The organism is Pseudomonas rhodesiae, assembly GCF_007858255.1.
Taxonomy (GTDB): Bacteria; Pseudomonadota; Gammaproteobacteria; order Pseudomonadales; family Pseudomonadaceae; genus Aquipseudomonas; species Aquipseudomonas rhodesiae.
The window spans coordinates 192127-218857 of record NZ_VFEU01000007.1 but is presented as its reverse complement, the minus strand read 5'-3'; the positions used below and the strand labels follow the sequence as shown (position 1 = coordinate 218857).

Annotated in this window: 30 protein-coding genes; 25 read left to right on the top strand and 5 right to left on the bottom strand. The window is 66.0% G+C overall.

Annotated features, from left to right (window positions below):
• Positions 1-10 precede the first annotated feature (10 nt).
• From FIV35_RS13350 to FIV35_RS13285, 14 genes are all read left to right on the top strand, one after another.
• Complete coding sequence (locus FIV35_RS13350; RefSeq protein ID WP_003090173.1) at positions 11-370, top strand: TIGR03745 family integrating conjugative element membrane protein; 360 nt, start codon at positions 11-13, stop codon at positions 368-370.
• An 11-nt stretch (positions 371-381) separates the two neighbouring features.
• Positions 382-780 carry a TIGR03750 family conjugal transfer protein gene (locus tag FIV35_RS13345; RefSeq protein WP_003105639.1) on the top strand — a complete coding sequence of 133 codons (399 nt, stop codon included), beginning with the start codon at positions 382-384 and terminating at the stop codon, positions 778-780.
• Positions 777-1469: a PFL_4703 family integrating conjugative element protein gene (locus tag FIV35_RS13340; RefSeq protein ID WP_003105641.1), complete on the top strand. Its 693-nt coding sequence runs from the start codon at positions 777-779 to the stop codon at positions 1467-1469. The genes FIV35_RS13345 and FIV35_RS13340 overlap by 4 nt, the downstream gene beginning before the upstream one ends.
• Complete coding sequence (locus FIV35_RS13335; protein ID WP_003105643.1) at positions 1466-2377, top strand: TIGR03749 family integrating conjugative element protein; 912 nt, start codon at positions 1466-1468, stop codon at positions 2375-2377. The genes FIV35_RS13340 and FIV35_RS13335 overlap by 4 nt, the downstream gene beginning before the upstream one ends.
• Complete coding sequence (locus tag FIV35_RS13330; RefSeq protein ID WP_003109776.1) at positions 2367-3785, top strand: TIGR03752 family integrating conjugative element protein; 1419 nt, start codon at positions 2367-2369, stop codon at positions 3783-3785. Before FIV35_RS13335 ends, FIV35_RS13330 begins: the two co-directional genes overlap by 11 nt.
• Complete coding sequence (locus FIV35_RS13325; RefSeq protein WP_003109775.1) at positions 3766-4215, top strand: TIGR03751 family conjugal transfer lipoprotein; 450 nt, start codon at positions 3766-3768, stop codon at positions 4213-4215. The genes FIV35_RS13330 and FIV35_RS13325 overlap by 20 nt, the downstream gene beginning before the upstream one ends.
• Complete coding sequence (locus FIV35_RS13320) at positions 4215-7106, top strand: conjugative transfer ATPase (protein ID WP_003105079.1); 2892 nt, start codon at positions 4215-4217, stop codon at positions 7104-7106. The genes FIV35_RS13325 and FIV35_RS13320 overlap by 1 nt, the downstream gene beginning before the upstream one ends.
• Positions 7107-7130: 24 nt before the next feature.
• Complete coding sequence (locus FIV35_RS13315) at positions 7131-7898, top strand: DsbA family protein (protein WP_003090202.1); 768 nt, start codon at positions 7131-7133, stop codon at positions 7896-7898.
• Positions 7899-8073: 175 nt separating this feature from the next.
• Complete coding sequence (locus FIV35_RS13310; RefSeq protein WP_003090203.1) at positions 8074-8568, top strand: JAB domain-containing protein; 495 nt, start codon at positions 8074-8076, stop codon at positions 8566-8568.
• 164 nt (positions 8569-8732) lie between these two features.
• Positions 8733-9179, top strand: a complete 447-nt coding sequence (locus FIV35_RS13305; protein WP_003109772.1) for a TIGR03757 family integrating conjugative element protein — start codon at positions 8733-8735, stop codon at positions 9177-9179.
• Positions 9176-10126 (top strand): TIGR03756 family integrating conjugative element protein, encoded by a 951-nt coding sequence (locus FIV35_RS13300; RefSeq protein WP_034137615.1) that lies wholly within the window; start codon positions 9176-9178, stop codon positions 10124-10126. Before FIV35_RS13305 ends, FIV35_RS13300 begins: the two co-directional genes overlap by 4 nt.
• Before the next feature lie 9 nt (positions 10127-10135).
• Entirely contained in the window at positions 10136-11530 is a 1395-nt protein-coding gene (locus tag FIV35_RS13295; RefSeq protein WP_003109770.1) for an integrating conjugative element protein, read from the top strand.
• A complete protein-coding gene (locus FIV35_RS13290; RefSeq protein ID WP_003090212.1) occupies positions 11527-11886 on the top strand; it encodes a hypothetical protein in 360 nt (119 codons plus the stop codon). Before FIV35_RS13295 ends, FIV35_RS13290 begins: the two co-directional genes overlap by 4 nt.
• Positions 11887-11899: 13 nt before the next feature.
• On the top strand, positions 11900-13420 hold the full coding sequence (locus tag FIV35_RS13285) for a conjugal transfer protein TraG N-terminal domain-containing protein (RefSeq protein WP_003090214.1): 1521 nt from the start codon (positions 11900-11902) through the stop codon (positions 13418-13420).
• An 11-nt stretch (positions 13421-13431) separates the two neighbouring features.
• Here FIV35_RS13285 and FIV35_RS13280 read toward each other — a convergent pair whose 3' ends face one another.
• The 3 genes from FIV35_RS13280 to FIV35_RS13270 all read right to left on the bottom strand — a co-directional run bounded on the left by FIV35_RS13280 (position 13432) and on the right by FIV35_RS13270 (position 15153).
• Positions 13432-13797, bottom strand: a complete 366-nt coding sequence (locus FIV35_RS13280; RefSeq protein ID WP_003090216.1) for a DUF3742 family protein — start codon at positions 13795-13797, stop codon at positions 13432-13434.
• An 84-nt stretch (positions 13798-13881) separates the two neighbouring features.
• Complete coding sequence (locus FIV35_RS13275; protein ID WP_003090219.1) at positions 13882-14514, bottom strand: RES family NAD+ phosphorylase; 633 nt, start codon at positions 14512-14514, stop codon at positions 13882-13884.
• 12 nt (positions 14515-14526) lie between these two features.
• Positions 14527-15153, bottom strand: a complete 627-nt coding sequence (locus FIV35_RS13270; RefSeq protein ID WP_003109769.1) for a hypothetical protein — start codon at positions 15151-15153, stop codon at positions 14527-14529.
• A 315-nt stretch (positions 15154-15468) separates the two neighbouring features.
• On the opposite strand from FIV35_RS13270, the gene mobH reads away from it, so the two are divergent.
• Positions 15469-17331, top strand: a complete 1863-nt coding sequence (gene mobH / locus FIV35_RS13260; protein ID WP_034137614.1) for a MobH family relaxase — start codon at positions 15469-15471, stop codon at positions 17329-17331.
• Between the two features lie 55 nt (positions 17332-17386).
• Here mobH and FIV35_RS13255 read toward each other — a convergent pair whose 3' ends face one another.
• On the bottom strand, positions 17387-17809 hold the full coding sequence (locus FIV35_RS13255; protein WP_034137613.1) for a MerR family transcriptional regulator: 423 nt from the start codon (positions 17807-17809) through the stop codon (positions 17387-17389).
• Positions 17806-18330 carry a hypothetical protein gene (locus tag FIV35_RS13250; protein ID WP_034137663.1) on the bottom strand — a complete coding sequence of 175 codons (525 nt, stop codon included), beginning with the start codon at positions 18328-18330 and terminating at the stop codon, positions 17806-17808. The genes FIV35_RS13255 and FIV35_RS13250 overlap by 4 nt, the downstream gene beginning before the upstream one ends.
• Positions 18331-18542: 212 nt before the next feature.
• Here FIV35_RS13250 and FIV35_RS13245 point away from each other — a divergent pair, with 212 nt between their 5' ends.
• The 10 genes from FIV35_RS13245 to FIV35_RS13205 are packed head-to-tail and all read left to right on the top strand — an operon-like array spanning position 18543 to position 26727.
• Positions 18543-18944, top strand: a complete 402-nt coding sequence (locus tag FIV35_RS13245; protein WP_034137612.1) for a hypothetical protein — start codon at positions 18543-18545, stop codon at positions 18942-18944.
• A gap of 11 nt (positions 18945-18955) precedes the next feature.
• Positions 18956-19195 (top strand): DUF2933 domain-containing protein, encoded by a 240-nt coding sequence (locus FIV35_RS13240; RefSeq protein ID WP_034137611.1) that lies wholly within the window; start codon positions 18956-18958, stop codon positions 19193-19195.
• Positions 19192-19842: a methyltransferase family protein gene (locus FIV35_RS13235; protein WP_003090238.1), complete on the top strand. Its 651-nt coding sequence runs from the start codon at positions 19192-19194 to the stop codon at positions 19840-19842. Before FIV35_RS13240 ends, FIV35_RS13235 begins: the two co-directional genes overlap by 4 nt.
• Before the next feature lies 1 nt (position 19843).
• On the top strand, positions 19844-20002 hold the full coding sequence (locus tag FIV35_RS29590) for a hypothetical protein (protein WP_170245403.1): 159 nt from the start codon (positions 19844-19846) through the stop codon (positions 20000-20002).
• 10 nt (positions 20003-20012) lie between these two features.
• Positions 20013-20876 carry a polyphosphate kinase 2 gene (gene ppk2 / locus FIV35_RS13230; RefSeq protein WP_003090242.1) on the top strand — a complete coding sequence of 288 codons (864 nt, stop codon included), beginning with the start codon at positions 20013-20015 and terminating at the stop codon, positions 20874-20876.
• Positions 20877-20908: 32 nt separating this feature from the next.
• Positions 20909-23374, top strand: coding sequence for a heavy metal translocating P-type ATPase (locus FIV35_RS13225; protein ID WP_023098532.1), 2466 nt, complete (start codon positions 20909-20911; stop codon positions 23372-23374).
• Between the two features lie 31 nt (positions 23375-23405).
• Positions 23406-24713 (top strand): MFS transporter, encoded by a 1308-nt coding sequence (locus FIV35_RS13220; protein ID WP_080761414.1) that lies wholly within the window; start codon positions 23406-23408, stop codon positions 24711-24713.
• The gene (locus FIV35_RS13215; RefSeq protein ID WP_023087277.1) at positions 24710-25321 is read left to right on the top strand and encodes a LemA family protein; all 612 of its coding nucleotides are present in this window, start codon (positions 24710-24712) and stop codon (positions 25319-25321) included. Before FIV35_RS13220 ends, FIV35_RS13215 begins: the two co-directional genes overlap by 4 nt.
• Position 25322: 1 nt before the next feature.
• The gene (locus FIV35_RS13210; RefSeq protein WP_034137609.1) at positions 25323-26228 is read left to right on the top strand and encodes a TPM domain-containing protein; all 906 of its coding nucleotides are present in this window, start codon (positions 25323-25325) and stop codon (positions 26226-26228) included.
• The gene (locus FIV35_RS13205; RefSeq protein WP_249040635.1) at positions 26164-26727 is read left to right on the top strand and encodes a TPM domain-containing protein; all 564 of its coding nucleotides are present in this window, start codon (positions 26164-26166) and stop codon (positions 26725-26727) included. Before FIV35_RS13210 ends, FIV35_RS13205 begins: the two co-directional genes overlap by 65 nt.
• Positions 26728-26731: the final 4 nt, after the last annotated feature.

Here is a 26731-nt window from a genome sequence, read left to right as displayed (position 1 = left end):
AGGCCCGACCATGCACAACCGCAACCTCACTTCCCGTTTTGCCCAGCGCGCCGCCGTGGCCCTGGGCGCCGCCGCGCTGCCCGCACTGTCGTTCGCGCAAGGTCTGCCGCAGTTGGAGAACCCGACGCGCGGCACCGGCAACGGCATCATGGAGACCATCCGCAACTACGGCTACGACATCATCATGCTCGTGGCCCTGCTGGTGGTGGCGTCGATGTTCATCGGCGTCTGCTACCACGCCTACGGCACCTACGCGGAGATCCACACCGGCCGCAAGACGTGGGGCCAATTCGGCCTCACGGTCGCCATCGGCGCCGTGCTGCTCGTGATCGGCATCTGGCTGCTCACCGAAGCCACCGGCATCCTGTAAGCGAGGCCGGTATGTCCGAGCAGCAGCACGTCCGTGCGGACGGGACGGTCACGTTCCTTCCGCACCGGCTCAACCGCCATCCCGTGGTCGTGCGCGGCCTCACCGCCGACGAGCTGTGGATCTGCTGCGGCCTGTCCGGCGCGGCCGGCCTGCTGGTCGGCGCGCCGCTTTCGTGGGTGTTCCGCACGATCGCCATCGCACCGACGTTCGTTGTCCTGGGCGTGGCCTTGGGCGTGTTCATCGGCGGCGGCATCCTGCGCCGCCTCAAGCGTGGGCGCCCCGACACCTGGCTGTATCGACAGTTGCAGTGGCGCATCGCAACGCGCCATCCGCTGATGGCCGGCTGGGTGGGCGGCCACGTGCTGATCTCGCGCTCGGGCTTCTGGTCCACCCGCAGGAGCATGCGATGAGCCGCTTCAAGAACGAGATCGCCCACCTGCAGGCGCACATCAAGACCTTGCGCCTGGGCGCGGGCGCGCTGGTCATTGTCGCCCTGGTCATGGGCGGCGGCTGGTGGAGCGCGCCGCGCGACCTGACCATCCACGTCCCGCCCGACCTGCGCTCTGGCAGTACCCGCAAGTGGTGGGAAGTGCCGCCCGAATCGGTCTATGCGTTCACGTTCTACGTGTTCCAGACGCTGAACCGCTGGCCGACCAATGGCGAAGAAGACTACTCGCGCAACCTCCATACGCTCTCGCCGTACCTCACCCCGTCCTGCCAGGCCTTCCTGCGGGCGGACTATGACTACCGCCGCTCCACGGGCGAGCTGCGTCAGCGCGTGCGCGGCATCTACGAGATTCCCGGCCGCGGCTATGGCGACGACCCCACGGCGCGCGTGCGCACCGTATCCGATCGCGACTGGGTGGTGACGCTGGACATCACGGCGGACGAGTACTACGGCGCCGAGCAGGTCAAACGCGCCCTGGTGCGCTATCCGATCAAGGTCACGCGGGTGGACGTCGATCCCGCCCGCAACCCGTTCGGCCTGGCGCTGGACTGCTACGAAGGCGCGCCCCAGCGCATCAGTGCACCGGAGCCGGCGCGCCCGGCGCCGAGTGACCTGAATCCGCAAGCGCCTCAAGGAGGAAACACCCCATGAAGCATCCTGTACTCGCGCTGCTGGGGCTACTGGCCGTGGCCGCGGCACCCGTCGCCCAGGCGGTGGAGATCCTGCGTTGGGAACGCATGCCACTGGCAGTGCCGCTGAAGGTCGGTCAGGAACGCATCGTATTCATCGACCGGAACGTGCGCGTGGGCGTGCCCGCAGGCGTGGGCAAACGCCTGCGCGTGCAGAGTGCGGGCGGCGCGGTGTACCTGCGTGCCAGCGAGCCGATCGAGCCCACGCGGTTGCAACTGCAGGACGCCGACACGGGCGCGCTGATCCTGCTGGACATCGCAGCCGAACCGCCCAAGGACGGGGAAGCCGAGCTGGAGCCGGTGCGCATCGTCGAGGGTGACAGCGCACCGGGACGCTATGGCGAGCAGGCCGACAGTGCCGAGGCCCCGGCACGCGCCCAGGGCCAGGCAGGTGCGCGGACCGCGCGGCGCGAAACTCCGGTCCCTGTCGTGCTGACGCGCTTCGCCGCGCAGAACCTCTACGCACCGCTGCGCACCGTCGAGCCGCTTCCGGGCGTCATGCGGGTCAACCTTCCCCGCGACCTCGACCTGGACACACTGATGCCAACGCTGCCGGTGCGCGCGGCCGTGCTCGCGTCGTGGCGCCTGGAAGACCAATGGGTGACTGCCGTGCGCCTCACCAACACCGGCGCCGACTGGGTCGCGCTCGACCCGCGCGTGCTGCAAGGCGATTTCCTCACCGCCACCTTCCAGCACGAGGCGCTGGGCCCGCGCGGCACGACCGAGGACACGACCGTGCTGTACCTGGTCACGCGCGGCCGCGGCCTCGCGCAGTCGCTGCTGCCGGCGATTCACCGCTTCGACCCTGCCGTGCATCTGCCGCAGCCGGACGGCGACGAGAACGCCAAGGAGGCCCGCCATGCGCAGTAACGGCCTGCTCAAGTGGCTGATGATCCCTGTCGCCATCCTGGTGCTGTTCGCCGGTATCCGGCTGTTCTCGGGTGGAGGCGGCACGGCGCCACCCGCGGCGGACAACGGCGCCCAGCTCACGCCCGAGGAAATGAAGGCGCTGGGCATCGAAGGCGACACCCCGCGCGACACCGTGGCGACGCTCGTTGCCCAAGTGAAGCAGTTGCGCACCGAGCTTCAGACCGCGCTCTCGGACAACAAGTCGCAGCGTGAAGAGAACCAGCGGCTGCGCCAGCGCGAGAACTCCATCGACCAGCGCATCAACTCGGCGCTCGAATCCGAGCGGTCCAACCTGCGCCGCGACCAAGAGCAGGCGGCCAGCGCGCGCCAGCAGACCGAAGGGCTGCTCGCCGACCTGCAGCGGCGCCTGGACAGCATCGGCGGGCGCGGCGGCGGCCATGCGGACCTGCCCGTGGGCCTGGGGCTGCAGGGCGGCGACGAGGCCGGCATGGAGGGCGGCGTGCGGTGGGTCGAGCCGGACGACGCAAAGCCCGCCGAGGGGCGCAACGGGGGGCGTGGCGCGAGCGGCGGCATGAGCTTCCCCACGAGCTTCGGCCCGGCGCAGAGCACGCTCGAAACCACCGCTGAAACCGTGGCCAACGCGGGCGCCCGCGCCGCCGGGGTCAAGAATGCCAAGCCGGTCTATACCGTGCCGACCAACTCGACGCTAATGGGATCGGTGGCGATGACGGCCCTGATCGGCCGCGTGCCGATCGACGGCACGGTCAACGATCCCTATCCGTTCAAAGTTCTGGTCGGGCCGGACAACCTGACCGCCAATGGCATCGACATTCCCGACGTGGCCGGCGCCGTGTTCAGCGGCACCGCCTCGGGCGACTGGACGCTCTCGTGCGTGCGAGGTCAGGTGCGCAGCATCACGTTCGTCTTCAACGACGGCACGATTCGCACGATCCCCGAAGACCGCGAGGGCAACCAGCAGAACAACCAACAGCGCGACGGCTTGGGCTGGATCAGCGATCCCCACGGCATTCCTTGCGTCAGCGGCGAGCGGCGCAGCAACGCCCAGCAATACCTCGGCTCGCAGGCCCTGATCACCGCGGCCGGTGCCGGTGTGGCCTCGCTCATCGAGAGTGGCAGCGGCCGCATGTCCTATGTCGGCTCGGACGGCTCCATCGGCACCGTGGGCATCACCGGCCAAGAAGCGGTCGGCCAGATTCTCGCGGGCGGTGTCCGGGACATGTCGGCCTGGGTCAACAAGCTCTACGGCCAAGCCTTCGCCGCCGTCTATGTCCAACCCGGCGCCAAGGTTGCCGTCCACCTCGAAAAGCCGCTCGCCATCGACTTCGATCCCGAAGGCCGCAAGGTCGATCACCGCGCAGGAGAAAGCCATGCCCTTGAACTTGACTAACCTGGCCCGTGGCCTAGCACTGGCCCTCGCCGTCGCGGTGCTCGCCGGCTGCGCCACCAGCAAGGAAAAGCTGTTGACCCACGGTGACCGCACGATGATGGACATCTGGCAGCAGGAGGCCGGCGACGGCGGTGGCGCAGCCGGACGGAACGCCGGCCGCCAGTTGCTCGATGCGCGCCAGAGCCTGCGTCGGCCCCTGACCGACGCCGACGTGCAGGCCGCACCTGTCGAGCAGATGCGCTACACGCGCACCGCGCGCAATGAGGTTCACCGCCAGTTCCAGCGTCTGCCCAATCCCGATCTCGTGATGTACGTGTACCCGCACCTGGCCGGCACCGACCCCGTTCCCGTGCCGGGCTACACGACGGTTTTCCCCTTGTACCAGCGCGTGCAGTACGCGATGCCTGGCGAGAGGACGGAGGACTACTGATGCGGTGGAAACTTCCATGGCCGAAGCTGGCTGCCGTCAGCGCCGAAGACACCGCCGCCGACGAGCAGCCGGACGGCTGGCAGCGCCACGTCGAGGCCTTGCAGCAAGCCGGCATCCCCGAACCCGGCGCCGCGGTCCAGGGCCGCAAGCCGGCGACCGTGGCCGACGAGCAGGCGCTGTACGACGTCGCACCGTCCTTCGTGGAACTGCTGCCCTGGGTGGAGTTCTTGCCCGAGTCGAAATCGATGCTCCTGGAGGACGGCCAATCGGTGGCCGCCTTCTACGAGCTGGTGCCGCTGGGCACCGAAGGCCGGGAACCCGGCTGGCTCGCGCATGCCCGCGACGCCCTGGAAAACGCGCTTCAGGACAGCTTCGATGAACTGGACGAGAACCCGTGGGTGCTCCAGCTCTATGCCCAGGACGAACCGAGCTTCGACCAGTACATGCAGACCTTGCGCGATTACGTGCAGCCACGTGCGCGCGGCTCGGCGTTCACCGAGTTCTACCTGCGCTTCTTCGGCCACCACCTGCGCGCTGTGGCCAAGCCCGGCGGCCTGTTCGAGGACACGGTGGTCACGCGGCTGCGCTGGCGCGGCCAGACGCGGCGCGTGCGCATGGTGGTGTACCGCCGCGCGAGCGGACAGGGACAGGCAAACCGCCGCGGCCAGACACCCGAGCAGATGCTGGGCATCGTCTGCGACCGCCTGTGCGGCGGCCTGGCGAACGCCGGCATCCAGGCCCGGCGCATGGTCGCGGCCGACGTCCACGACTGGCTGCTGCGGTGGTTCAACCCGCGCCCCACGCTGCTCGGGCCTGGGGTGGAGGACCGGGAGCGCTTCTACGCGTTGGCGCGCTATCCGGACAGTACCGAGGAAAGCGAGGCCGGCGAGATCGAGCTGGCGAGCGGGCGGGATTTCAGCCAGCGGCTGTTCTTTGGGCAGCCGCGCTCGGACGTGGCGCAAGGGGCCTGGTACTTCGACGGCATGCCGCACCGCGTGCTGATCACCGACCGGCTGCGCATGCCGCCCGGCACCGGGCACCTGACCGGCGAGACCCGCAAGGGGGACGCGATCAACACGCTGTTCGACCAGATGCCCGAGGACACCTTGATGTGTCTCACCATGGTGGCCACGCCGCAGGACGTCCTCGAATCGGACCTCAACCATCTGGCGAAGAAAGCTGTGGGCGAGACGCTGGCGTCGGAGCAGACGCTCAAGGACGTGCATGAAGCCCGCTCCCTGATCGGCAGCGCGCACAAGCTCTACCGGGGCACTCTGGCGTTCTACCTACGCGGGCGCGACGAGGCGGAACTGGATCGGCGCGGCCTGGACCTCGCGAACGTGATGCTCAACGCCGGCCTGCAGCCGGTGCGCGAGGACGACGAGGTGGCGCCGCTCAACAGCTACCTGCGCTGGCTGCCGTGCTGCTACAACCCCGGCAAGGACCGGCGCCGGTGGTACACGCAACTGATGTTCGCCCAGCACGCGGCGAACCTGTCGCCAGTATGGGGCCGCGCCCAGGGCACGGGGCATCCCGGCATCACGATGTTCAATCGCGGCGGCGGCCCGATTACGTTCGACCCCTTGAACAGGTTGGATCGGCAGATGAATGCCCATCTGTTTCTATTTGGCCCCACCGGCTCGGGGAAGTCCGCCACGCTCAACAACCTGCTGAACCAGGTGACGGCCATCTACCGGCCGCGGCTTTTCATCGTGGAAGCCGGCAACAGCTTCGGCCTGTTCAGCGACTTCGCCAGGCGCCTGGGCCTGACCGTGAACCGGGTCAAGCTGGCCCCCGGATCGGGCATCAGCCTGGCGCCGTTCGCCGACGCACGCCGGCTGATCGAAACGCCCAGCGACGTACAGACGCTCGATGCCGACGCGCTGGACGAAGACCTGCCCCCCGATGCCTCGGCCATGGAAGCGGACGAGCAGCGCGACGTGCTGGGCGAACTGGAGATCACAGCGCGGCTGATGATCACGGGCGGCGAAGACAAGGAAGAAGCGCGGATGACGCGGGCCGACCGCTCGCTGATCCGCCAGTGCATCCTCGACGCCGCCGAACATTGCGTGGCCGAAAAGCGCACCGTGCTCACGCGCGACGTGCGCAACGCGCTGCGCGCCCGTGGCCAGGACCCGACGCTGCCCGAGATGCGGCGCGTGCGGCTGCTGGAGATGGCGGACGCGATGGACATGTTCTGCCAAGGCACGGACGGCGAGATGTTCGACCGTGACGGCACGCCGTGGCCCGAGGCCGACATCACGCTGGTCGATCTGGCGACCTATGCCCGCGAGGGCTACAACGCGCAGCTCTCCATCGCCTACATCAGCCTGATCAGCACGGTGAACAACATCGCCGAGCGCGACCAGTACCTGGGCCGGCCGATCGTCAACGTGACCGACGAAGGTCACATCATCACCAAGAACCCGCTGCTCGCGCCCTATGTCGTGAAAATTACAAAAATGTGGCGCAAGTTGGGCGCCTGGTTCTGGCTGGCGACGCAAAACATCGACGATCTGCCGCGCGCCGCAGAGCCCATGCTCAACATGATCGAGTGGTGGGTGTGCCTGTCGATGCCGCCGGACGAAGTGGAGAAGATCGCCAGGTTCCGCGAACTCTCGCCGGCGCAGAAGGCGCTGATGCTCTCCGCACGCAAGGAAGCGGGCAAGTTCACCGAGGGCGTCATCCTCTCCAAGAGCATGGAAGTGCTGTTCCGCGCCGTGCCGCCAAGTCTCTACCTCGCGCTCGCGCAAACCGAGCCCGAGGAGAAGGCAGAACGCTACCAGCTCATGCAGCAGCACGGCGTCAGCGAGCTGGATGCCGCCTTCAAGGTGGCTGAGAAGATCGACCGGGCACGTGGCATCGAGTCGCCGACCCTGGACCTGCCCTGAATCTGCCGTACACCGGAGAACGCCATGGAACAGAAACGCCCATCCATTCCGATGCAGGTACAGGCGTTCCGCCGTCGGCGCTGGAGGCTCAGCTGGCCCTGGGTGTTGGCCGCCGTGCTGGTAGCGCTGCTGCTGATCTGGCTCGTGTCCCGCTATTCTGGCAAGTCCACTCCCCAGACTTCAACGCCGGTCAGCGTGACGCAGGTGGCCGGGCCTCCGTGGCAGATGGGAAATCCGGAAGGGCGTTTCACGCTGACGCTCTACGCGGACCTCGAATGCCCGTTCTGCCGATCCTATTTCCCAGTGCTCAAGCGTTGGGTGGCCGGCAACGCGGACGTGGCCTTGCAATGGCACCACCTCCCGTTGGCCGCGCATGAGCCGGCCGCGTCTGCCGAAGCGAGCCTGGCGGAGTGCGCCGGCGAATCTGGCGGCCATGCCGCCTTCTGGCAGGCTGTCGAGTGGGTCTATGCCCACACGCGCAGCGACGGCCAGGGCTTGCCCGAGGACCTGCGGTACCCCGACCTTACGCCAGCCATCGAGCAGTGTCTGGCGAGCGAACGGCCCGAGGCGCCGATCCGCACCCAGACGGCGGAAGCCACGAGCAGCGGCGTGACCGCCACGCCGTCGCTGCGGCTGCACGATCGCGAAACCGGCAAGGCGATCCTACTGCAGGGTCCGATCGAGGGCGATGCCTTGCTGTCGGCCATGGACATGCTCGCGGCCGGCGATCCCGCCGCCACACCTACTACATCGGAAATGCCTGCCGACGTCGTCGGCGACATGCCCAGGTAGCCCCGGTCTTCAAGGCTACGGCGCAGTCCACTGCGCTGACCGAAACCCGTTCGCCTCGCATCCTGGCCGCGAACGATCACCGCTGCCGCGGTGATGGATGCACCTTGTTCGTTCCCCAGGAGGGCTTGCCCTCCCAGGGCGCGCGCCCTCCGATCTCACCGTCTGGAGGTTCGCCATGTCTTTCGTCGTCAATGACTCCTGCCTGGAGTCGCTTTCCGCCATCGCTGCCCAACACGAGGACTGGATCATCCAGCAAGCCATTGCACTGCTGGAGAAGCGGGTTTTCAAAGCGGGTGCGAAACTCCTCGACCCCACGGCCGTGCGCGACTACCTGCGCGTGAAGCTGGTCGCCGAGCCCAATGAGATATTCGCCGCGGTGTTCCTGGACAGCATGCACCAGGTGCTGGCCTACGAGCCGTTGTTCAGGGGCACGATCAACTCGACTTCGGTCTATCCGCGTGTCGTCGTGCAGCGTGTGCTGGAGTTGAAGGCCGCCGCGGTGGTCTTCGCGCACCAGCACCCCTCGGGCATTTCCGAGCCGTCGAGCGCGGATCGCATGCTGACCCAGCAACTGCAGGCCGCGCTGGCGCTCATCGATGTGCGGGTACTGGACCACATCATCGTCGGCCAGGGTGCCCCGTTCTCCTTTGCGGAGTCCGGCCTGCTGTAAGGGTTGCACTGCTTCGTTGATCAGCGCGGAGGCTTCGGCCTCCGCTTTTTTCTTTGCGGCGACGCAAGCAGGTATGCGGGGTGGCCGCGATGCGCATTGTTTGTTGGGGCCGCCTGGGGTTCGGCGTTTGACTATGGCCCTGATCAACTTCCGGGGCACATGACATGCCAGCAGCTTTTACCCGGTTCGCACCAGGCTGGCGAACCCTTGGCCTGGCCGTGGCGCTGCCGACGTCTCTGGCGGTGTTCAGCCCGGCCACCTTCGCCGCCGACGTGGTGGTCGTCACCGACAGCCGCCACCCGGTCAAGACCATGGGCGGCGAGCGACTGATCGAGTTGGGCGAAACGCCCCGGATCGAGGCCGAGCTTTCCGCGAATCTTCCAGCCGACCCTGAGCGGGCAGCAGCCATCGTCCGGCAACGCCTGAAGCAAGGCGGCACCGATCTTCAGCGCCGCATCGGCACCGCCTACCAGGGCGTCACCGACGCATGGAGTTTGGGTGTCACGACCATCCCGGCCGTCGTGGTGGATCAACGCTTTGTGGTCTATGGCGAGCCGGACGTGGCCCGGGCCGTCGCGCGCATCGAGCAACACCGGAGGACGCAGCCGTGACCCATCGCCCATTCGACCTGCTGCGCCGCCTGCGCGTCGCCGTGGCCTCGCTGCTGCTGATCAGCGCCACGGGCAGCTACGCCTTGAACACCGCCACCATCGTGTCCTCCGTCATGTCGCCGGACTGCCTGGAGTACCGGGTGGTGGGCATCTGCTACTGGCTCTACTGCACCTGGACGGGCTGCACGGTGCGCACATCCACCAAGGTCCGGCACTACGTGCCCGATGCGGTCGTCTCCAGCTACAGCAACACCGGAGAGAACCCCTGGGTCGAGGTGCAGGCGATGAGCACGCCCAACCCATCCGCACAGGCAGGTGGGGATGGGACCACGAACGAAGACCACGAAAACAACCTCGCCAAATTCAAGAACAGCGATGTCATCGGCCATCCTGGCGGCGAGGTATTCAACCAGTTCGCATCGTCGTCGGGCTATTTCTGCCAAGGCGCGGGCACGGCCTTCATGCCGTATCTACTCAGCACCCTGGACACGCTGGCTTGGCGCTACAACGTGCCTGAAATGGCCTACCCGGAGGCGTTGATTCCGGGCATGCGCGAGGTCGGTGCGCGCACCACGATGAACCTCTGGGGCAATGTCTATCCGCGCGGCGGCTTCCTGCATCAGACCGATGACTACAAATCCGGGGCCGTCGTGGCCCAGCGCGCCGGTGATGTCGTCACGCGCCGCGGGCAGATCCACGTGTACCAGCCGCTGCTTGTCAACGCCCGCGACGGCTACTGGCCGGCCGGCGCGCTGATGGAGGGTGATGCCTCTACGGGCAAGTGGCAGGAGCTGACGCCGCGCCTGTCCAACACCTGCGTGGTGTTCCCGCACAGCGGCACGCTGACCCAGGCCCAACAAGGCGACTACGCCTGGGCGCTGTGGCGTCCCTATGCGTGCTGCGAACGCCGCGGGCAGGTGTTCCTGGGCAGCGTCGATTTCCTCTGAGGTGCCACGATGAAGCGTCCTGAATCGATGAACCTTTCCGCCAAGGCGTGCCGCCTGCTGCGCCCGAAGGCGCTGGCCGGCCCGCTCGCTCTGGTCTGCGGCCTGGCGTGGGCGCAGGTCGGATACCAGAACAGCGGCCCCGTCCTCGGCGATGACGTCATGTACTCGATCGGCGGTGGCAGTGCGGTGTCCATGGGCCGCGCGGCCGGCATGCGCTCCATCGGGGTCGGCGTGGGGTGGAACAGCAACCTGATCTGCGGCGACATGAGCATCCAGACCACGCTGCGCAATCAGCTCAACGGCATCACGAACGGCTTTCAGCAGATCATGAGCAACGTGATCCAGAGCGCGACCAGCGCGGTTGCATCGCTGCCGGCGCTGATCATTCAGCGCGCCGATCCGGGCCTGTACAACCTGCTGACCAACGGCGTGCTGCAGGCGCGGCTGGACTTCGACCGCTCCAAGCTGACGTGCCGCGCCATGGCGGAGAAGATGGCCGAGACTGCGGGTGGCCAGCTTGGCTGGAGCCAGATGGCCGAAGGCATGGCCTTGCGTGACGCGGTTGGCAGCAACGATGCCGTGTCGGCCGTCGAGCAGGCCGAGACGCGCCGCGGCAACGACGGCCTTCCCTGGGTGGGCGGCAGCAATGCCGGTGGCGCAGGCCAGTCCGCCATCCGCGTGGTCGGCGACGTCACCCGCGCGGGCTACAACCTGGTCAACGGGCGCGGCGTGACGGACACATCCTCCATCGCGTCCACCAGTTGCGCGAGCCTGTCCTGCCAGACCTGGACGTCGCCGCAGCAGGCGACCGAATGGGCCACCCGGGTCCTCGGGGAACAGGTGCAGCGCACGTGCGATTCCTGCACCAAGACCGAGACGGTGCCCGGCGTCGGGCTGACGCCGCTGATCCAGGAGGAGTACGAAGCCAAGCTGGAAGTCTTGCAGGAACTGGTTTCCGGCGTGCGCAACACCACCTTCGAGAACTTGCGCGAGGCCGGCAGCACGTCGCTGCCGATCACGCGCGGCGTCATCGAGGCGCTGCGCGACGAGCCGGACCAGGACCTGCTGGCGCGGCGCCTCGCGTCCGAGGTGGCGCTTTCGTCGGTGCTGGAGAAGGCACTGCTGCTCCAGCGCACGCTGCTCACCGGCAAGAAAGAGCCCAACGTGGCAGCCAACGAGTTGGCAGTCGAGGCCGTGAACCACGAGAGCGACACGCTCGACCGGGAGATCCGCAACCTCAAGACCGAACTTGAACTGCGGCGCGAGCTGGCGAACAACTCGCCGATGGCCATCATCCAGCGCCATGGCACGCGCGCGGCAGGCTCGCGCGGCATCTATGAGGGCGATCCGGTGCCCGACCGCCTCGACCAGTTGCAGAAGGGCAATCCGGGAGGCCGGCCATGAGCGCGGAGCGCATGGCCTGGCGCCCCTTGCGCTGGCTCATCAGCCGGCGTGCGGCGAAAGCACTGCTGTGGGCGGCCGTGATCGTCGCCGCTGCGGTGGGCGCCAACATCGCCGGCATCTATCTCGTTGGCAGCGTGGCCGGCTGGGAGCGGTGGCTCGCGGCCGCATCGGGCTACTTCTTCGTGTGGCGGTTGTTCCTGTACGGGGCGACGGCCTGCGGCTGGGTCTGGATGCGGCGGCGGCTGCTGGCGCGCGAGGACAGCACGCTGGCCCGACGCCGGCTGATTCGCGCTGAGGTCGCCGGCATTGTTGCCATCGTGGCGCTGGAAGCCAGCCTGTTGATGCAGGCCGCTTGAGGGGATCGAGGCCATGACGCTTTTCACGACCGACTACCTGGAGTACTACCTAACCCTCGTGTCCTGGATCGTCAACAACGGCATCTGGGCGGTCCTCGTATCCAGCGGGGTATTCGCGCTGCCTTTCGTCGCCATCATCGTGCAGGAGTGGTTGAAGGCCCGTGCGGAAGGCGCCGACGAGGGCAACAAAGGCGTGCTGAGCGCCGCCCGCATCGAGAACCGGGTCTTCGTCGCCATCGTGGTGGTGATGTTCGCCGGCATTCCGTTCATCGACGTGGACCTGAACACCATCCAGTACGACAGCTCGCGCTCGGCCCAGTGCCAGGTCAGCGTGGCGCAGCCCGGGGATACCGGCTGGTCGCAGTCCTTCAGCACCATCAACAACCAGTCGGCGAAGGTGCCGGTGTGGTGGGCGTTCATGCACGCGCTCTCGCGCGCCGTCACGGGCGCTTCGGTGGCAGCGATCCCGTGCGGCACGGACCTGCGGCAGATGCGCATGGAGATCGACGCTACGCGCATCGATGACCCGGTGCTGGCTCAGGAAGTAGCGGATTTCTCGCGGGATTGCTATGGGCCTGCACGGGCCAAATTGTTCATGCAGCGCCCTCAGCTCGATGAGCAGCAGATGCACGACGTGACCTGGATCGGATCGCGGTTCTTCACCGACACGAACGGCTACTACGACACATACCGTTCCAGCACCCCACGCGAGGACTGGCCCTATGACAGCACCCGCGACGCAGGGCTTGCGCAGGTGGCCAGCGGTGGCGGCTACCCGACCTGCCGCCAGTGGTGGAGCGATGGAAGTAACGGCCTGCGGGCACGCCTGCTGGGTCAGGTGGACCCGAGCCTGTTGAGTCGCCTGGCGGGCTGGGCCGGGTTCCTGAGCCGGGCCGAGGTGGACGACTCGGTGATCCGAGCCATCGCGTCACCGCGGCAGCAGAAGTTGAACCAGGGCAGCGTCTATACGGACTACGGAGGCCAGATCGACAAGACCTTGCCGAACATCGTGACACGGGCCACGGGAGACGTTGGGATGGCCGTCGGCGCGATTGCCGCGTTTCCCGCCATGGACGTCGTGAGACAGTCTCTACCCATGGTCCTCGCCTTGCTCAAGATGGCGCTGGTCATCTGCATCCCGCTCGTGCTGGTCGTGGGCACCTATGACCTGAAGACGGTCGTCACGGTCAGCGTCGTGCAATTCGCGCTGTTCTTCGTGGATTTCTGGTTCCAGCTCGCTCGCTGGATCGACAGCACTATCCTCGATGCGCTCTATGGCTGGGGCTTTGGCTGGAACCGGCCACACACGAACTTCGACCCGCTGGTGGGGCTGAACAATGCGTTCGGCGACATGCTCTTGATGTTCGTCGCGGGCACGATGTTCCTGGTGCTGCCAGGATTCTGGCTGGCAAGCCTGACCTGGGTTGGAATTCGGGCGGGACATGCCATTCAGGGGTTGTCGGACGGCAGCAAGAGCGCCGGCCAAGCCGGGGGCAAGGGGGCTGGGGCACTCACGGGAGGCAAGCTGAAGTAGCCCGGAGTCCGTCAGTCGTCGGTGTACAACTCGTGCGACGTATCGTTGTACAGATTGGGATCGTAGCCCGGTGTCTTGCGCAGTTCTGTGAGATCGGTGAAAGGCCACTCGTCCTCGTCAGAGGTATTGGCAGCAGCAGCCCACGCCGCCGCCACGACGCCCAACAACACGAGTGCGAACCAAAAAGCAACGTAGAGCAGCAATCCCACCACAGACAGCTTGACCACCCACACGAGCGCGGTGGCAACGGCCGCCGGCACCCCCTTGGACACCAACCAGTTCGACGCCCGACGTTCGCCGCGCGCGTAGGCGCGCCATCCGCGGCCAAAGGTGCGGCCGAGGCGTTCTGCGGTGCTGATGCGGGTCGTGGTGTTCATGGTCGTCTCCTGCTACAGAGGGATGCCTATTCCAGTTTGGTCCATTTCATTCTGTTTGGGGCTTCAATGTGCTCTCTTGCCGCTTCAGGACGCTTCGTCATCCGGTTCCACCGGCCCGGGATCAGGCTCCACGCCGACGCGATACGTGGCAACGAAGCGCGGCCAGTCCACATGGTCCACCAGGTCGATGTCATCGACAACGCCGACTCTTGCTGCCGCACGCTCGAACAGGGCGATGCTCTTGGCGGGATAGTTGTTGCGCGACGGATAGAGCACCCCGTCGAACAGCGGCTGGCCATCATCGCCGAGCATCGCATGCACCTGGGCGGACACCTGCTGCGTGTGCGTGTAGTCGCGGCTGGCCAACTGTTCCAGGTTCAGGCCGAAGTAACCCGCCATGACACCCTCGGCCGTGAGATCGGCCAAGCGCACGTCGTCCAGGACCCCCACGGCCCGCACGAGCCGGCTCTCGACTTCCTTCAGCGCAATCGAGCGCTTCTCGTCCGCCAGCCACTGGTGCTTGTGAAACACCGACTCCATCAGCGCCGTGGACAGGTCGCGGCCCAGGTAGAGCACGCCGTAGGTCCGCGCCGGGTCGTCGTAGCGATTGGTGCCGCTGCGGCCATAGTACAGCGGGCTGCCCCGATAGACGACGCGGCTCACATGCTGGAGCAGTTCACCCGCATCGATCAAGAACAAGGGCAGTTCGCGGCTCATGGCGGTCTTGCCTCAATGCACCTGGACGCCCAGCACGTTGAACACCGCTTCGGCCACGTCATCGATTGTGCCATGCGTCACCGCATCCACCGGCGAGCGTCCGCCCAAGCCTTCGAGCGGTTCGGATAGTGCGCGGTAGATCGTCCAGTGGTCGATGCCCTCGACCTCTTGAAGCACGGTTTGGGTCAACTGCTGCTTCACCGGGTCGAGCTGCCAGTCGGGCAGCTTCTGGCCGCGCGGCCCCACATTCAGCGCCAGCAGCCGGCGCGCGAGGATGTCCTTGTAGATCTGCTGGCGCGACTTGTCCGCCAGCTTGGCGTACTCGGGGATCGGCAGGTTGTGCGGCTGGTTGAAGGATTCCAGCAACACGGCGCGGCCTCGCTGGACGTCGGTTTCAGTCGGGGTCCAGCGCGTTTCGGTGCGCAGCGCGGCCGCCTTGCGCGCCAGGGCCTGCTCCACCGTTTCGCCTTCGAGGTTGGCTGGCAGTTTTACCGCCTCCACGCGCTCGTGAATGAACGCCTGCAACTCGGCCGCGAAAGCCGGCGCATCCCGGATTTCAACGGTATCCGCGAAACGGCGCACGTCCTCCACGGTGACGCGCGGCAGACGATCGGCAATGAATTCAATGGCGGTGGGCATGGTCATCTCCCAAGCAGGTTTGAGACAGGATTCACTCTAGTCGCCCTTGTCGCATTTGTCAACTTAGTCTCCTGAGCGAGAGCCTACCTGCCGGGGGTAGCGTCCCCGCAGCATAGGCAGGGGCCAGCGCCAGGTCTCCGTCCAATCCATTCGTGCGGGTTCCACATTGACGCTGGAGACGCAACCCAGGCCCGGCTATACCGAAACGGTTAAAGGCCAAAGGGCCGAAACGGCAAGGGAATGGGGTGCAAGGGGAAAGGCCCTACCTCGAAAAGGCGAAAAGGCCTCCCGGCCGGCCCCCCAGAGGACACCCGCATGCTCTCCCTGTTCCAGCGAAAACGGCCCCCGGTCGCTGCCCCGTCGCCAGCGCCCGCCACCGACCTCCCGAAAGGGTTGCTGCGGCCCGAATCGGCCGCATCGCTGCTGGCAACACCGCGCCGGCAGAAGCTGCTGGAACACATCTGGCAGCGCACGTCGCTGTCGCGGCGGCAGTTCGCCACCCTATACCGCACGCCGCTGGAGCACTACGCCGAGTTGGTCCAACAATTCCCCGCATCGGAAAGCCATCACCACGCTTACCCCGGCGGCATGCTGGATCACGGGTTGGAGATCGTCGCCTATGCGCTCAAGCTGCGGCAGTCCCATCTGCTGCCCATTGGCGGCAGTCCCGAAGACCAGGCGGCGCAGTCTGAAGCCTGGACTGCCGCAGTCGCTTATGCCGCGCTGCTGCACGACATCGGCAAGATCGCCGTCGATCTGCACGTCGAACTGTCCGACGGCTCGCTGTGGCACCCCTGGCACGGCCCGCTGCACCAGCCATACCGCTTCCGCTACCGCGACGATCGGGAATATCGGCTCCACAGCGCCGCGACAGGTTTACTCTACCGTCAACTGCTCGACCGTGATGCCCTGGACTGGCTCAGTGGCTATCCCGACCTGTGGGGACCGCTGCTCTACGTCCTGGCCGGCCAGTACGAGCACGCCGGTGTGCTGGGCGAACTGGTCGTACAGGCCGACCGCGCTTCCGTGGCCCAGGAACTGGGCGGCGATCCCGCGCGCGCCATGGCCGCGCCTAAGCACTCGCTGCAACGCAAGCTGGTCAACGGACTGCGCTACCTGCTCAAGGAAGAGCTGAAGCTGAACCAGCCCGAAGCCTCCGATGGCTGGCTCACCGAGGACACGCTGTGGCTGGTGAGCAAGACGGTATCGGACAAATTGCGTGCGCATCTGTTGTCCCAAGGTGTCGATGGCATCCCCGCGAACAACACCGCGGTGTTCAACGTCCTGCAGGATCACGGCATGCTGTGGCCCACGCCCGACGGCAAGGCGATCTGGCGTGCGACCGTGACCAGTTCCACCGGCTGGTCCCACTCGTTCACCTTGTTGCGCCTCGCGCCCGCGCTGATCTGGGAGCCACGCGAGAGGCCGGCGCCGTTTACCGGCACGGTGTCGATCGACGCGGCGGCCACGGCCAAAGAGGCCGATGTGTCCGCCACCATTCCGCCGGCAGAAGCGCAGTCCGCTTCGGAGGGCCAAGAGGTTCCGCCATGGGAGAAAGGTAACTCCTCTCCTTCAACGGAAGGTGAGCCGCTGCCCGACGCGATGGAAGACATGCTTTCGATGGTGGGCATGGGGGATTCACCCGCGACCCGGCAGGATGCTGAAGCACTTTCTGAGCTGGTGTCTGCCGCGCGTACCGAAGCGCCACCCTTGACCACCCCTCAGCGTTCGTCCCCAGCGCCGACGCCCAGGACAACGCAGCCATCCGGAGAGCACTTCATAGCGTGGCTGAAACAGGGCATCGCTTCCCGCCGGCTCATCATCAACGACGCGAAGGCGCTCGTGCATACCGTGAGCGGCACCGCCTATCTCGTCAGCCCAGGCGTCTTCCAACGCTATGCGCAGGAGCATCCGCAAGTGGACGCACTGGCCAGGCAAGAAGAGCAACAGGATTGGCAGTGGGTGCAGAAGCGCTTTGAAAAGCTCCAACTACACGTCAAGCACCCCAATGGCCTGAACATTTGGACGTGCGAAGTCACCGGGCCAAGAAAGTCCCGCCGCCTGCACGGATACCTTCTGGAAGATTCGAGCCTGCTTTTCCCGGAAACGCCTCCGAGCAATCCCTATCTATGCCTGTTGGGTGACACCAAACACGGCGACGAGACTTCAGGAAGGTGACGAGGGTCAACATGAACTTCTCAACTTCGCCGGGACTGGCTCCCACGCCATACCTTCATTCGGAGGGAGTCAAAGGCGCCATCAGCGCAGCGATGATGGGACAAGGCAGCGCCTCTCCCGTCTCTTCGCACCTCACCAGCATGTCCCGCAGAGCGCCTCGCATGCGCTCAAGATCGCCGACCTTCTCATCGATCTGGTCAAGGCGCCGCCGTGTCACCGTCTGAATAGCACGGCGATTCCGCCCATCCTCCAGGTCCAAGAGCGATTTCACCTCGTCCAGCGAGAACCCAAGGCTCTGAGCGCGCTTGATGAAGCCGATCCGCTGGATCATCGAACCGGGGTAGCGCCGGAAGCTGCCGGCGTTTTTCGGAATCGGCAAAAGGCCACGTCCCTGGTAGTAGCGGATTGTCTCCACGCCGACGCCAGCGACCTTCGCCAGCCTGCCGACCGTCATCCAATCACCCAAACCTTCGTTCATCGAGCGATCCACTGTCTATTCACGAGCAACACAGGATAACGCAGTACCGCGTAGTTGACCCTTGCCTCCATTTGATCCAAATCAATTTCCCGCAGCTCAGTTGGGAATATGATCACAGGTGTCAATGGGTCAATAGGCCGCACATGCGCACACTTCTCAACCACCGCAGGATTCGCGCCATCGCGTGGATGGTGCTCGGGGTATGGCTGTTTGCGCTCGGGGCCGGGGTGGCCAATGCCTGCCTTCTGGAGTCTCCGCAGCAACATCGGCATGCTGTCGGATATGAGCATGTCCCATCGTCCGGGCATGGAAATCATGAAGGCCTCCATGGTGAGCACGAAGAAGGTTCCCACGACCCGTCGAAGGCCCCGTGCCTGAAGCTCTGCGGCGACGTCAACCAGTCCGCCATTCAGAAAGCACCAACCTTCGCGTTCGACCTCGTCGGTTTGGCGCCTCCCGCCTATGGAGACCAGCTGCTGGCTCCGACGTTGGCTCTGCGAGCCATCCCATCGAGGGGTCACGAGCGGCCTCCTCCAAAGCAGCCTTCCTGGCTGCTGTTTGAGCGTCTCGCGCTGTAGCGCCTCCTTTTGAGTTGCCGTGTCGGTCACAGCCGGCGCACAACTCATAAGCCTTGACTCTGTACCCGACTACGGAGTTTTCATAGGGCTTTGTCCGCTTGCGGCGACATCGGTTTCGCCCCAATGGCAGGCACCCGCGGCTAAAGGAGAGAGAAATGAAATTCACGCATTCGATCGCGGCCATCGTTGGCGCCGCACTGGTCACCTTGTCTGCGTTCGCGCAGGACAACCATCAGGCCCATCACCCCGCAGGTGCGAGTCCGACTGCGGCCGAGACGCCAAGGGCGCCGACCACCGAGGGCATGGATGCGCAACTGAAGTCGATGCAGGCCATGCACGAACGGATGGTGGCTGCGAAGACGCCTGCGCAGCGCAAGGCGCTCATGGCCGAACACATGCAGGCCATGCGGGCTGGCATGGCGATGATGGGCGCAATGAAGGATGGAGCCGAGTCGGCGCCGACAGCTGAGCGGCAGCAAATGCTCGAAATGCGCATGGACATGTGCCAATCTATGATGCAGATGATGATGGACCGGATGCCTGAGCCGGCGATGTGAGGAGGACAACCATGACAACTTCTCACCGCACCGGTCCAAGGTTTTCGCGCTCGCGATGGTTCCTGGGCTTTCTGGTCTTCCTGGCCGTGAGCATCTACATGCTGCTGACGGAACACCGCGGGCACTACCTGGCCGCGCTGCCACTGGTCCTCTTGGCGACTTGCGTCATCGCTCATGTGCTGATGCATCGCCATGCCGTACCAGGCGACGGTAGCAAGGCGAATTCACCGTACCCGGGAGAGCGCAAATGAACCACGATGCGCCCGCTTATGGGCTTTGGCTGCTCGTCCTCGTGAACTCGGCGGTCTTCATCATGTTCGCCTTCAGCTTCTTCAAACCGCAGACCTCGCGCGACTGGAGAACCTTCGGGACATTCGCAGCGTTCATTGTTGCCTTGTTCGTCGAGATGTACGGCTTTCCGCTGACGCTGTACGTGCTGTCCGGCTGGCTTCAGACCAAGTATCCCAGTCTGGACTTGCTGTCGCACAACAGCGGCCATCTCTGGTCGACCCTGCTGGGCGAGAGCGGCGACCCTCACTTCAGCCCGCTTCATATCGCAAGCTACATCTTCATCGGGGGCGGCTTCTGGCTTCTGTCGAGCGCCTGGACGGTGCTCTACCACGCGCAACGGCACGCCCAACTTGCCGTGAGCGGCCCATACGCCAGGATTCGGCACCCGCAGTATGTGGCCTTCGTGGCGATCCTTTTCGGCTTTCTGCTGCAGTGGCCGACGCTGTTGACGCTGCTGATGTTCCCCTTCCTCGTCGTGATGTATTCGAGGCTGGCAGTCAACGAGGAGAAGGACATGCGCAAGCAGTTCGGCGCCGAGTTCGACGCCTATGCCGCGCGCACGCCGCGCTTCCTTCCCTCCCTCTCGGACACGCGCCAGCGAGGCTGACATGAAGAAGACCCGCTGGCGTCAGCGCATCAATCGACCGTACCTGGCTGCAGCCTACGGACTAGGCGATGGCTGCGGCTCCCGCTCGGATGCGGACATGAGCGCCGCGCCCCGCCGGGCGTCGACACACGCAATGCTGATCGCCTGCGACCAGACCTAACGGAGAACCCATGGCAAAGAACAAGAAGGGTGCCAAAGGCGCCAAGCACAAGGCCGATGTGGACGGCACCGGCACTGCCCACGGCTCAGCGCGCGACGAGACAGCGACACGCTCGATCGGCCGCGAGGACTACGAAGCACAGTTGCACATGCTGCAGATCGAACTGGTGAAACTGCAGCGGCATTTCATCAAATGCAACGACCGTATCCTGATCCTCTTGGAGGGAAGGGACGGCGCAGGCAAGGACGGCAGCATCAAGCGGCTGGTCGAACACCTGAGTCCTCGGGAAACACGGGTCGTCGCGCTAGGAAAGCCCTCCGACCGGGATCGCACGGGCTGGTACTTCCAGCGCTACGTCCCGCACCTGCCAGTTGGCGAAGAGCTCGTGGTGTTCAACCGCAGTTGGTACAACCGTGCGGGCGTGGAACCGGTGATGGGCTTCTGTACCGCCGAGGAGCACGAGGAATTCATGAACTCAGTGCCCAAGTTCGAGGAGATGCTGGTCAACTCCGGCATCAAGCTGCTGAAGTATTACCTCGACATCGGCAAGAAGGAGCAGAGCCGCCGGCTCGGGGAACGCCGCCGTGATCCCCTCAAACAGTGGAAGTCGAGCCCGGTGGATGCCGTCGCGCTGAAGCACTGGGACGGCTATACACGGGCGCGCGACGAGATGTTCATGCGCACCCATACGGCCGCGGCGCCCTGGTCTGTCGTGCACGCCGACAACAAACGGTTGGCGAGGCTCAACCTGATCAGAGACATCCTCTCCCGGCTGCACTACGCCGGCAAGAAGCACAAGGTCATCGCTCCCGACCGGGAGATCGTCTTCGAGTTCTCGCAGGACTGCCTGGACTCGGGCCGACTCGCTCGTTGAGACCACGAACACAGCGAACAGGAAGAACAGCCATGAAGTCGATCAACGTTGAAGTCGGAGGGCTCGTATCGAGCCTGAGCGCGGAGGGAGTACGCCGCAAGCTGCTGCAGCTTCCCGGCGTCCATCATGCAGATGTCAACTATGTTGCGGGAAGCGCAACGGTCCATCTCGATGAGGGACAACTCAGTGTCGAGGATCTGCGCCAGCGCATCGCCGAATGCGGCTATCACTGCCGTGGCGAGCAGACGCCCAAGCACGTGTGCGCGCCCGCCGCTGGCGTCTCTGCCGACCCCAGCCATGCGGTGCACGGCCATCACGGCGCACCCGCACGTCAGGCGCAAGAGATGGGGCATGAGGGGCACCACGCGCATGCCCCCGCCACGGCCGCACGCGCGAAGGCTGCGGCCACGACGCCCGCCGCCCATGCTGCGCACCAGGCCCACGCAGGCGACCCTGCGATGGCCGACATGATGCACGACATGGGCCACGGGTCGGGCTCGATGCAGGACATGGCTCGGGACATGCGCAATCGCTTCTTCGTGGCCCTGGTCTTCGCCATTCCCGTGTTCTTCTATTCCCCGATGGGGAAGATGTTCGGCGACTTCCAGACGCCGTTCGGGCTGGACGACAAGCTCTTTCTTTTCTTCCTCGCAAGTGCCGCGATCATCTATCCAGGTTGGCCTTTCTACGTGGCGGCGTGGCGCGCGCTGCGCAACGGCGTCGCCAACATGGCCACGTTGGTCGTGCTGTCGGTGGGCACCGGCTACCTGTTCAGCATCGGCGCGACCTTCTTCTACGAGGGTGAGGTGTTCTATGAAGCGGCATCGGTGCTGCTGGTCTTCATCCTGCTGGGGCACTGGCTGGAGATGCGCGCCCGCGCGGGCGCATCCGACGCGATTCGCGCGTTGATGGATCTCGCCCCACCCATGGCCACGGTCGTGCGCAACGGGGTGGAGACCAAGGTACCGACCGCCGAGGTTGCAGCCGGGGAACTGGTCGTGATCAAGCCCGGCGACAAGATCCCGGTGGATGGCGAGATCGTCGAGGGCGCGTCGCAAGTGGACGAGTCGATGCTGACGGGCGAGTCCATGCCGGTCAAGAAGGGCGTGGGCAGCACCGTCGTAGGCGCCAGCATCAACAAGAGCGGGAGCTTTCGCTACAAGGCCACGAAGGTCGGCGCGGACACGGCCTTGGCGCAGATTGTCAAGCTGGTCCAGGAGGCCCAGAACTCGAAGGCCCCCGGCCAGCTGCTGGCCGACCACGCATCCCAGTGGCTGGTGCTGGCGGCGATCGTGATTGGCCTGCTGACCTTCAGCGTCTGGTACTGGGTGATGGGACAGACATTACTGTTCGCACTCACCCTGACCATCACCGTGTTCGTGATCGCATGCCCTGATGCGCTGGGGCTGGCCACCCCGATGGCCATCATGGTCGGGACCGGGCTGGGCGCAATGAACGGCATTCTCTTCAAGAATGCGGCCGCATTGGAGAACGCCACCAAGTTGACGGTCGTGGTGTTCGACAAGACCGGCACCTTGACACTGGGGCAGCCCGATGTCGTCGAGATGGTGGCCGCGCCCGGTGTCGAGGAGACGCGGCTTCTGGCGACGGCCGCCGCAGTGGAGAAGTTCTCCGAGCACCCCCTCGCGCTCGCAGTGCTCAAGCGTGCGGGAGACATGCCGACGGAGGTCACCGAGAACTTCACCAACATCGATGGGCAAGGCGCACGGGCCACTATCGGGGGCGAGACGGTGCTCCTGGGCAACCGGCTGCTGATGCAGTCGGAACAGGTGGATCTGGCCCCCCTTGCCAGCGAGGCGGCGCGGCTGCAAGGCGGGGGGCGCACTGTGGTCCACGTCGCGCGCGGTGGCCGGCTGATCGGCCTCATCGCGATCGCCGATGCCGTGCGGCCGACCTCGCGCGAGACGATCGCCAAGCTGCAGGCACGCGGCGTGAAGGTCGCGATGCTGACCGGGGACAACCAGGCGACCGCCGAGCGCATCGGCAAGGAACTGGGTATCGACATCGTGCTTGCGGATGTGTTGCCCGGGCAGAAGGCTTCCAAGATCAAGGAACTGCAGCAGCAGGGTCACAAGGTCGGCATGGTCGGCGACGGCATCAACGACGCTCCGGCGCTGACGCAGGCCGACGTGGGCTTTGCGATTGGCGCGGGGACGGACGTTGCGATGGAAAGCGCCCAGGTGGTGTTGATGAAGAGTGACCCCTACGACGTGGTCGGGGCCATCGAACTGTCCCGGGCGACGCTGCGCAAGATGCACCAGAACCTCTGGTGGGCCGTGGCCTACAACGTGATCGCCTTCCCGCTGGCCGCCGGGGTGCTGTATCCGTTCACCTTGTCGCCCGAGGTCGCTGCATTGTCCATGTCGGGCAGTTCCGCGATCGTCGCGATCAATGCGCTGATGCTCAAGCGCACGCGCCTGCCGGGGATCAAGCGCGTGACGTCGCGTGCCAGTGTCCCAGCGGCCGCGTCAGCCTGAGCGGCGGGCCACCATGGTAGAGAGCCGCGCCATGCGATCACCGCGCGAATCCGGGCCCACCCGCCAGCAAGACCTCGGCGTCGCGCAGCTGGGTTGGCTCGCTGCGGCCGTATTCGTCGTCTCGGCCGGATATGGGGCACTGATGCCCTTGATCCCCGACTGGCTGCGGCCCTTGATGGGCGACGCGGATCCTGCGACGCTTGCGCGCCATGTCGGCTACCTCAGCGGCATCTACACGGCGGGCATACTGCTGGGTGCGCCCCTGTGGGGCATGCTGGCGGACAGGCTGGGGCGTGCCCGCGTGTTGCTGGTGGGCCTGATCGGCTACGTGGCCAGCCTGCTCCCGCTGCTGCGCCCCGAGTCCCTGGGCGTGATCGGCATCTATGCGCTGCGCGGCGCGACGGGCTTTTTTGTGGCCGCGGTCGTGCCGGTGGTGCCGGCGCTCGTCGCGCAGTACACCGCAGAATCGATTCGCGCCAGGCGCTTTGCATGGCTGGGTGCGATGTCGCTGCTCGGGTTCCTGTTCGGCCCCGGCCTGAACGCCGCTGCAGAACGGCTTGTCGGCCTGGGCTTCTTGAGCGTGCTGGTACAGGGCTCATCGACCACGCTCGTGATCGCACTCTCGGCCGCGCTCGGCGCGCTGATGATGCTGGGCCTGGCCGCAACGCTTCCCGCACCTTCCTCCCTTGGAGAGGCGGACGCAGCCGATCACGACGGAGCACCCCGGAGCCGCTCCCTGGCGCTCTGGATTCTCAACGGTGTGGTCATGTTCGTGCTTGCCGGCTTTGAACTCGGCATCGTGCTGCAGGGCCAGCGCCACCCCGATCTCTCCTCCCGAGAGGTGTCGTTGATGTTCGCCGAGTGCAGTCTGGTGATGCTGGGCGTCAACGCGGTGCTGTTCTTCACCGGCCTGCTGGAGCGCGCCGACCCACGCCGCGTACTGGCCTGCGGCATGGTCCTGGGCATCGCCGGGCTCCTGATGCTGGCCCGCCATGGCAGCGAGATGTGGCTGTACGTCGGCGTGAGTTTCACGGCTGCGGGCACGGGTCTTGTGCTCCCCACCCTGGCCTACCTCGCTGCCGGCACCTCGGCGCGGCGGCTCGGTATCGCGATGGGAGGGCTCGCCGCGGCAGCCGGCCTCGGACAAACACTGGGATCGGCCGCCACCGGATGGCTCTTCGGCGCTGTGATGCAGAGCACCTTTGCGTGGCTGTCGATTCCACTGGCCGCCACACTCGCGCTGCTGCTCATTCCGCGGCATTGGTGGCCAGCCAACCCCGTCCTGGTGAGCGCTTCACCGTCCCGCACTTTTCTCACTTCCACGGAAACCGAACCATGAGACTGATCCTGATGTCCCTGCTTGCAGCGCTTGCCCTGTCGCTGAGCGGATGCGGCTACAACGACTTCCAGCGGCTGGACGAGCAGACCAAGTCCGCCTGGTCCGAGGTGCTGAACCAGTACCAGCGGCGCGCCGACCTGATCCCGAACATCGTCGCGACCGTCAAGGGCGAGACCAACTTCGAGCAGGAGACGCTGACCAGGGTGGTCGAGGCCCGCGCGAAGGCGACCTCGATCCAGGCCACGCCGGAACTCGTCAACAACCCCGAGGCGTTCCAGAAGTTCCAGGCGGCACAGGGCGAACTGTCCGGCGCGCTGAGCCGGCTGCTGGTGGTGAGCGAGAACTACCCGCAACTCAAGGCGAACCAGGCTTTTCAAGACCTGCGTGCCCAACTTGAGGGCACGGAGAACCGCATCACCGTGGCGCGTGGGCGCTACGTGAAGGCGGTGCAGGATTACAACGTGCTCACGCGCAGCTTCCCGACCAACATCACGGCCAAGCTGTTCAGCTACGACGTCAAGCCCAATTTCTCGGTCGCCGACGAGAAGGCCATGGCGGCGCCGCCACAGGTCGATTTCGGCGCCTCGGCGCCGGCGGCGCGCCCCTGACATGAGAACGCCCAGAACAGCGGTGCTCTCTCCGGCGGCCCCTCTTCGGCTGGCCCACGCTCTGGCCTGGCTGCTGCTGAGCCTGTTCCTTTCGGTCGCGTCCGCGCAGGAGTTGGTCGCCGTTCCCCCGCTGCAGGCGCGCGTCACCGATCTCACGGGAACGCTCGCCGCCGATCGTGTCGCCGCGCTGGATGCGCAGCTTCGGGCCTTCGAGCAACGCAAGGGCGTGCAGATCGCCGTGCTGATGGTCCGCTCGACGCGGCCCGAACCCGTCGAGCAGTACGCCCTGCGGGTGGTAGAGCAATGGAAGCTCGGCCGTCGCAAGGTGGACGACGGCGCGTTGCTCCTGGTGGCCAAGGACGACCGCACCCTGCGCATCGAAGTCGGATACGGCATCGAGGGTGCGCTGAGCGACGTGGTATCGCGGCGCATCATCGACGAGGTGATCACGCCGCGCTTTCGCCAGGGCGATTTCGACGGCGGCATCGCCGCAGGCGCCGAACAGATCATGCGGGTGATCGATGGCGAGGCCCTGCCTGCGGCGGACCCACGGCGCCAGGGGCAGACCAACGACATCGGGCAGGCCTGGCCCTTCCTGTTCGTCGCGGCCCTGATGCTGGGCGGAGTGCTGCGCAACGCCCTCGGCCGCCTTCCAGGCTCCCTGGTCACGGCTGGCGTGCTGGGTGCCGCTGCGTGGCTGTTGGTGGGCACCTTCGCGGTGGCCGCGGTGGCTGGACTGGCGGGATTCCTCGTCACGCTGCTGGGCATCGGCATGGGTGGCCACGGCGGCCTGCACGGGCGCCACCGGGGAGGCGGCTGGCCGGGCGGAGGATTGGGCGGTGGTGGCGGTGGATTCCGCGGCGGCGGCGGCGGCTTCGGTGGCGGCGGCGCGTCAGGACGGTGGTGAGATGAACATGCAACGACTTCTTCGCCACCTTGCGACCACGGATCGCGCAGTCCGCCGCGCCTTCCCCCCGCGTGCCCTGGATGCGATCGAGCAGGCCATCCGCACGGGAGAGTTCCAGCATGGGGGCCAACTGCGCTTCGTGGTCGAGGGTGCGCTGGACGGATCGCCACTGTGGCGCAACCAATCGCCGGGCGAGCGGGCGCTGGACCTGTTCGCACGCCTGGGTGTGTGGGATACGGCGCACAACAGCGGCGTCCTGATCTACGTGCTGCTGGCCGACCGGGCCGTGGAGATCGTGGCCGATCGCGGCATCCATGCCTGTTGCGGTGCCGAAAGGTGGTCGTCTGTGTGCCAGCGCATGGAAGCCCAGTTTGCGCAGGGACGCTTCGAGGCCGGAGCCCTGGAAGGCATCGTGGCCGTCAGCCACCTGCTGGTGCAGCACTTTCCGCGGGGCGCGGACCACGGCAACGAGTTGCCGGATCGGCCGGTCCTTCTTTGAACGA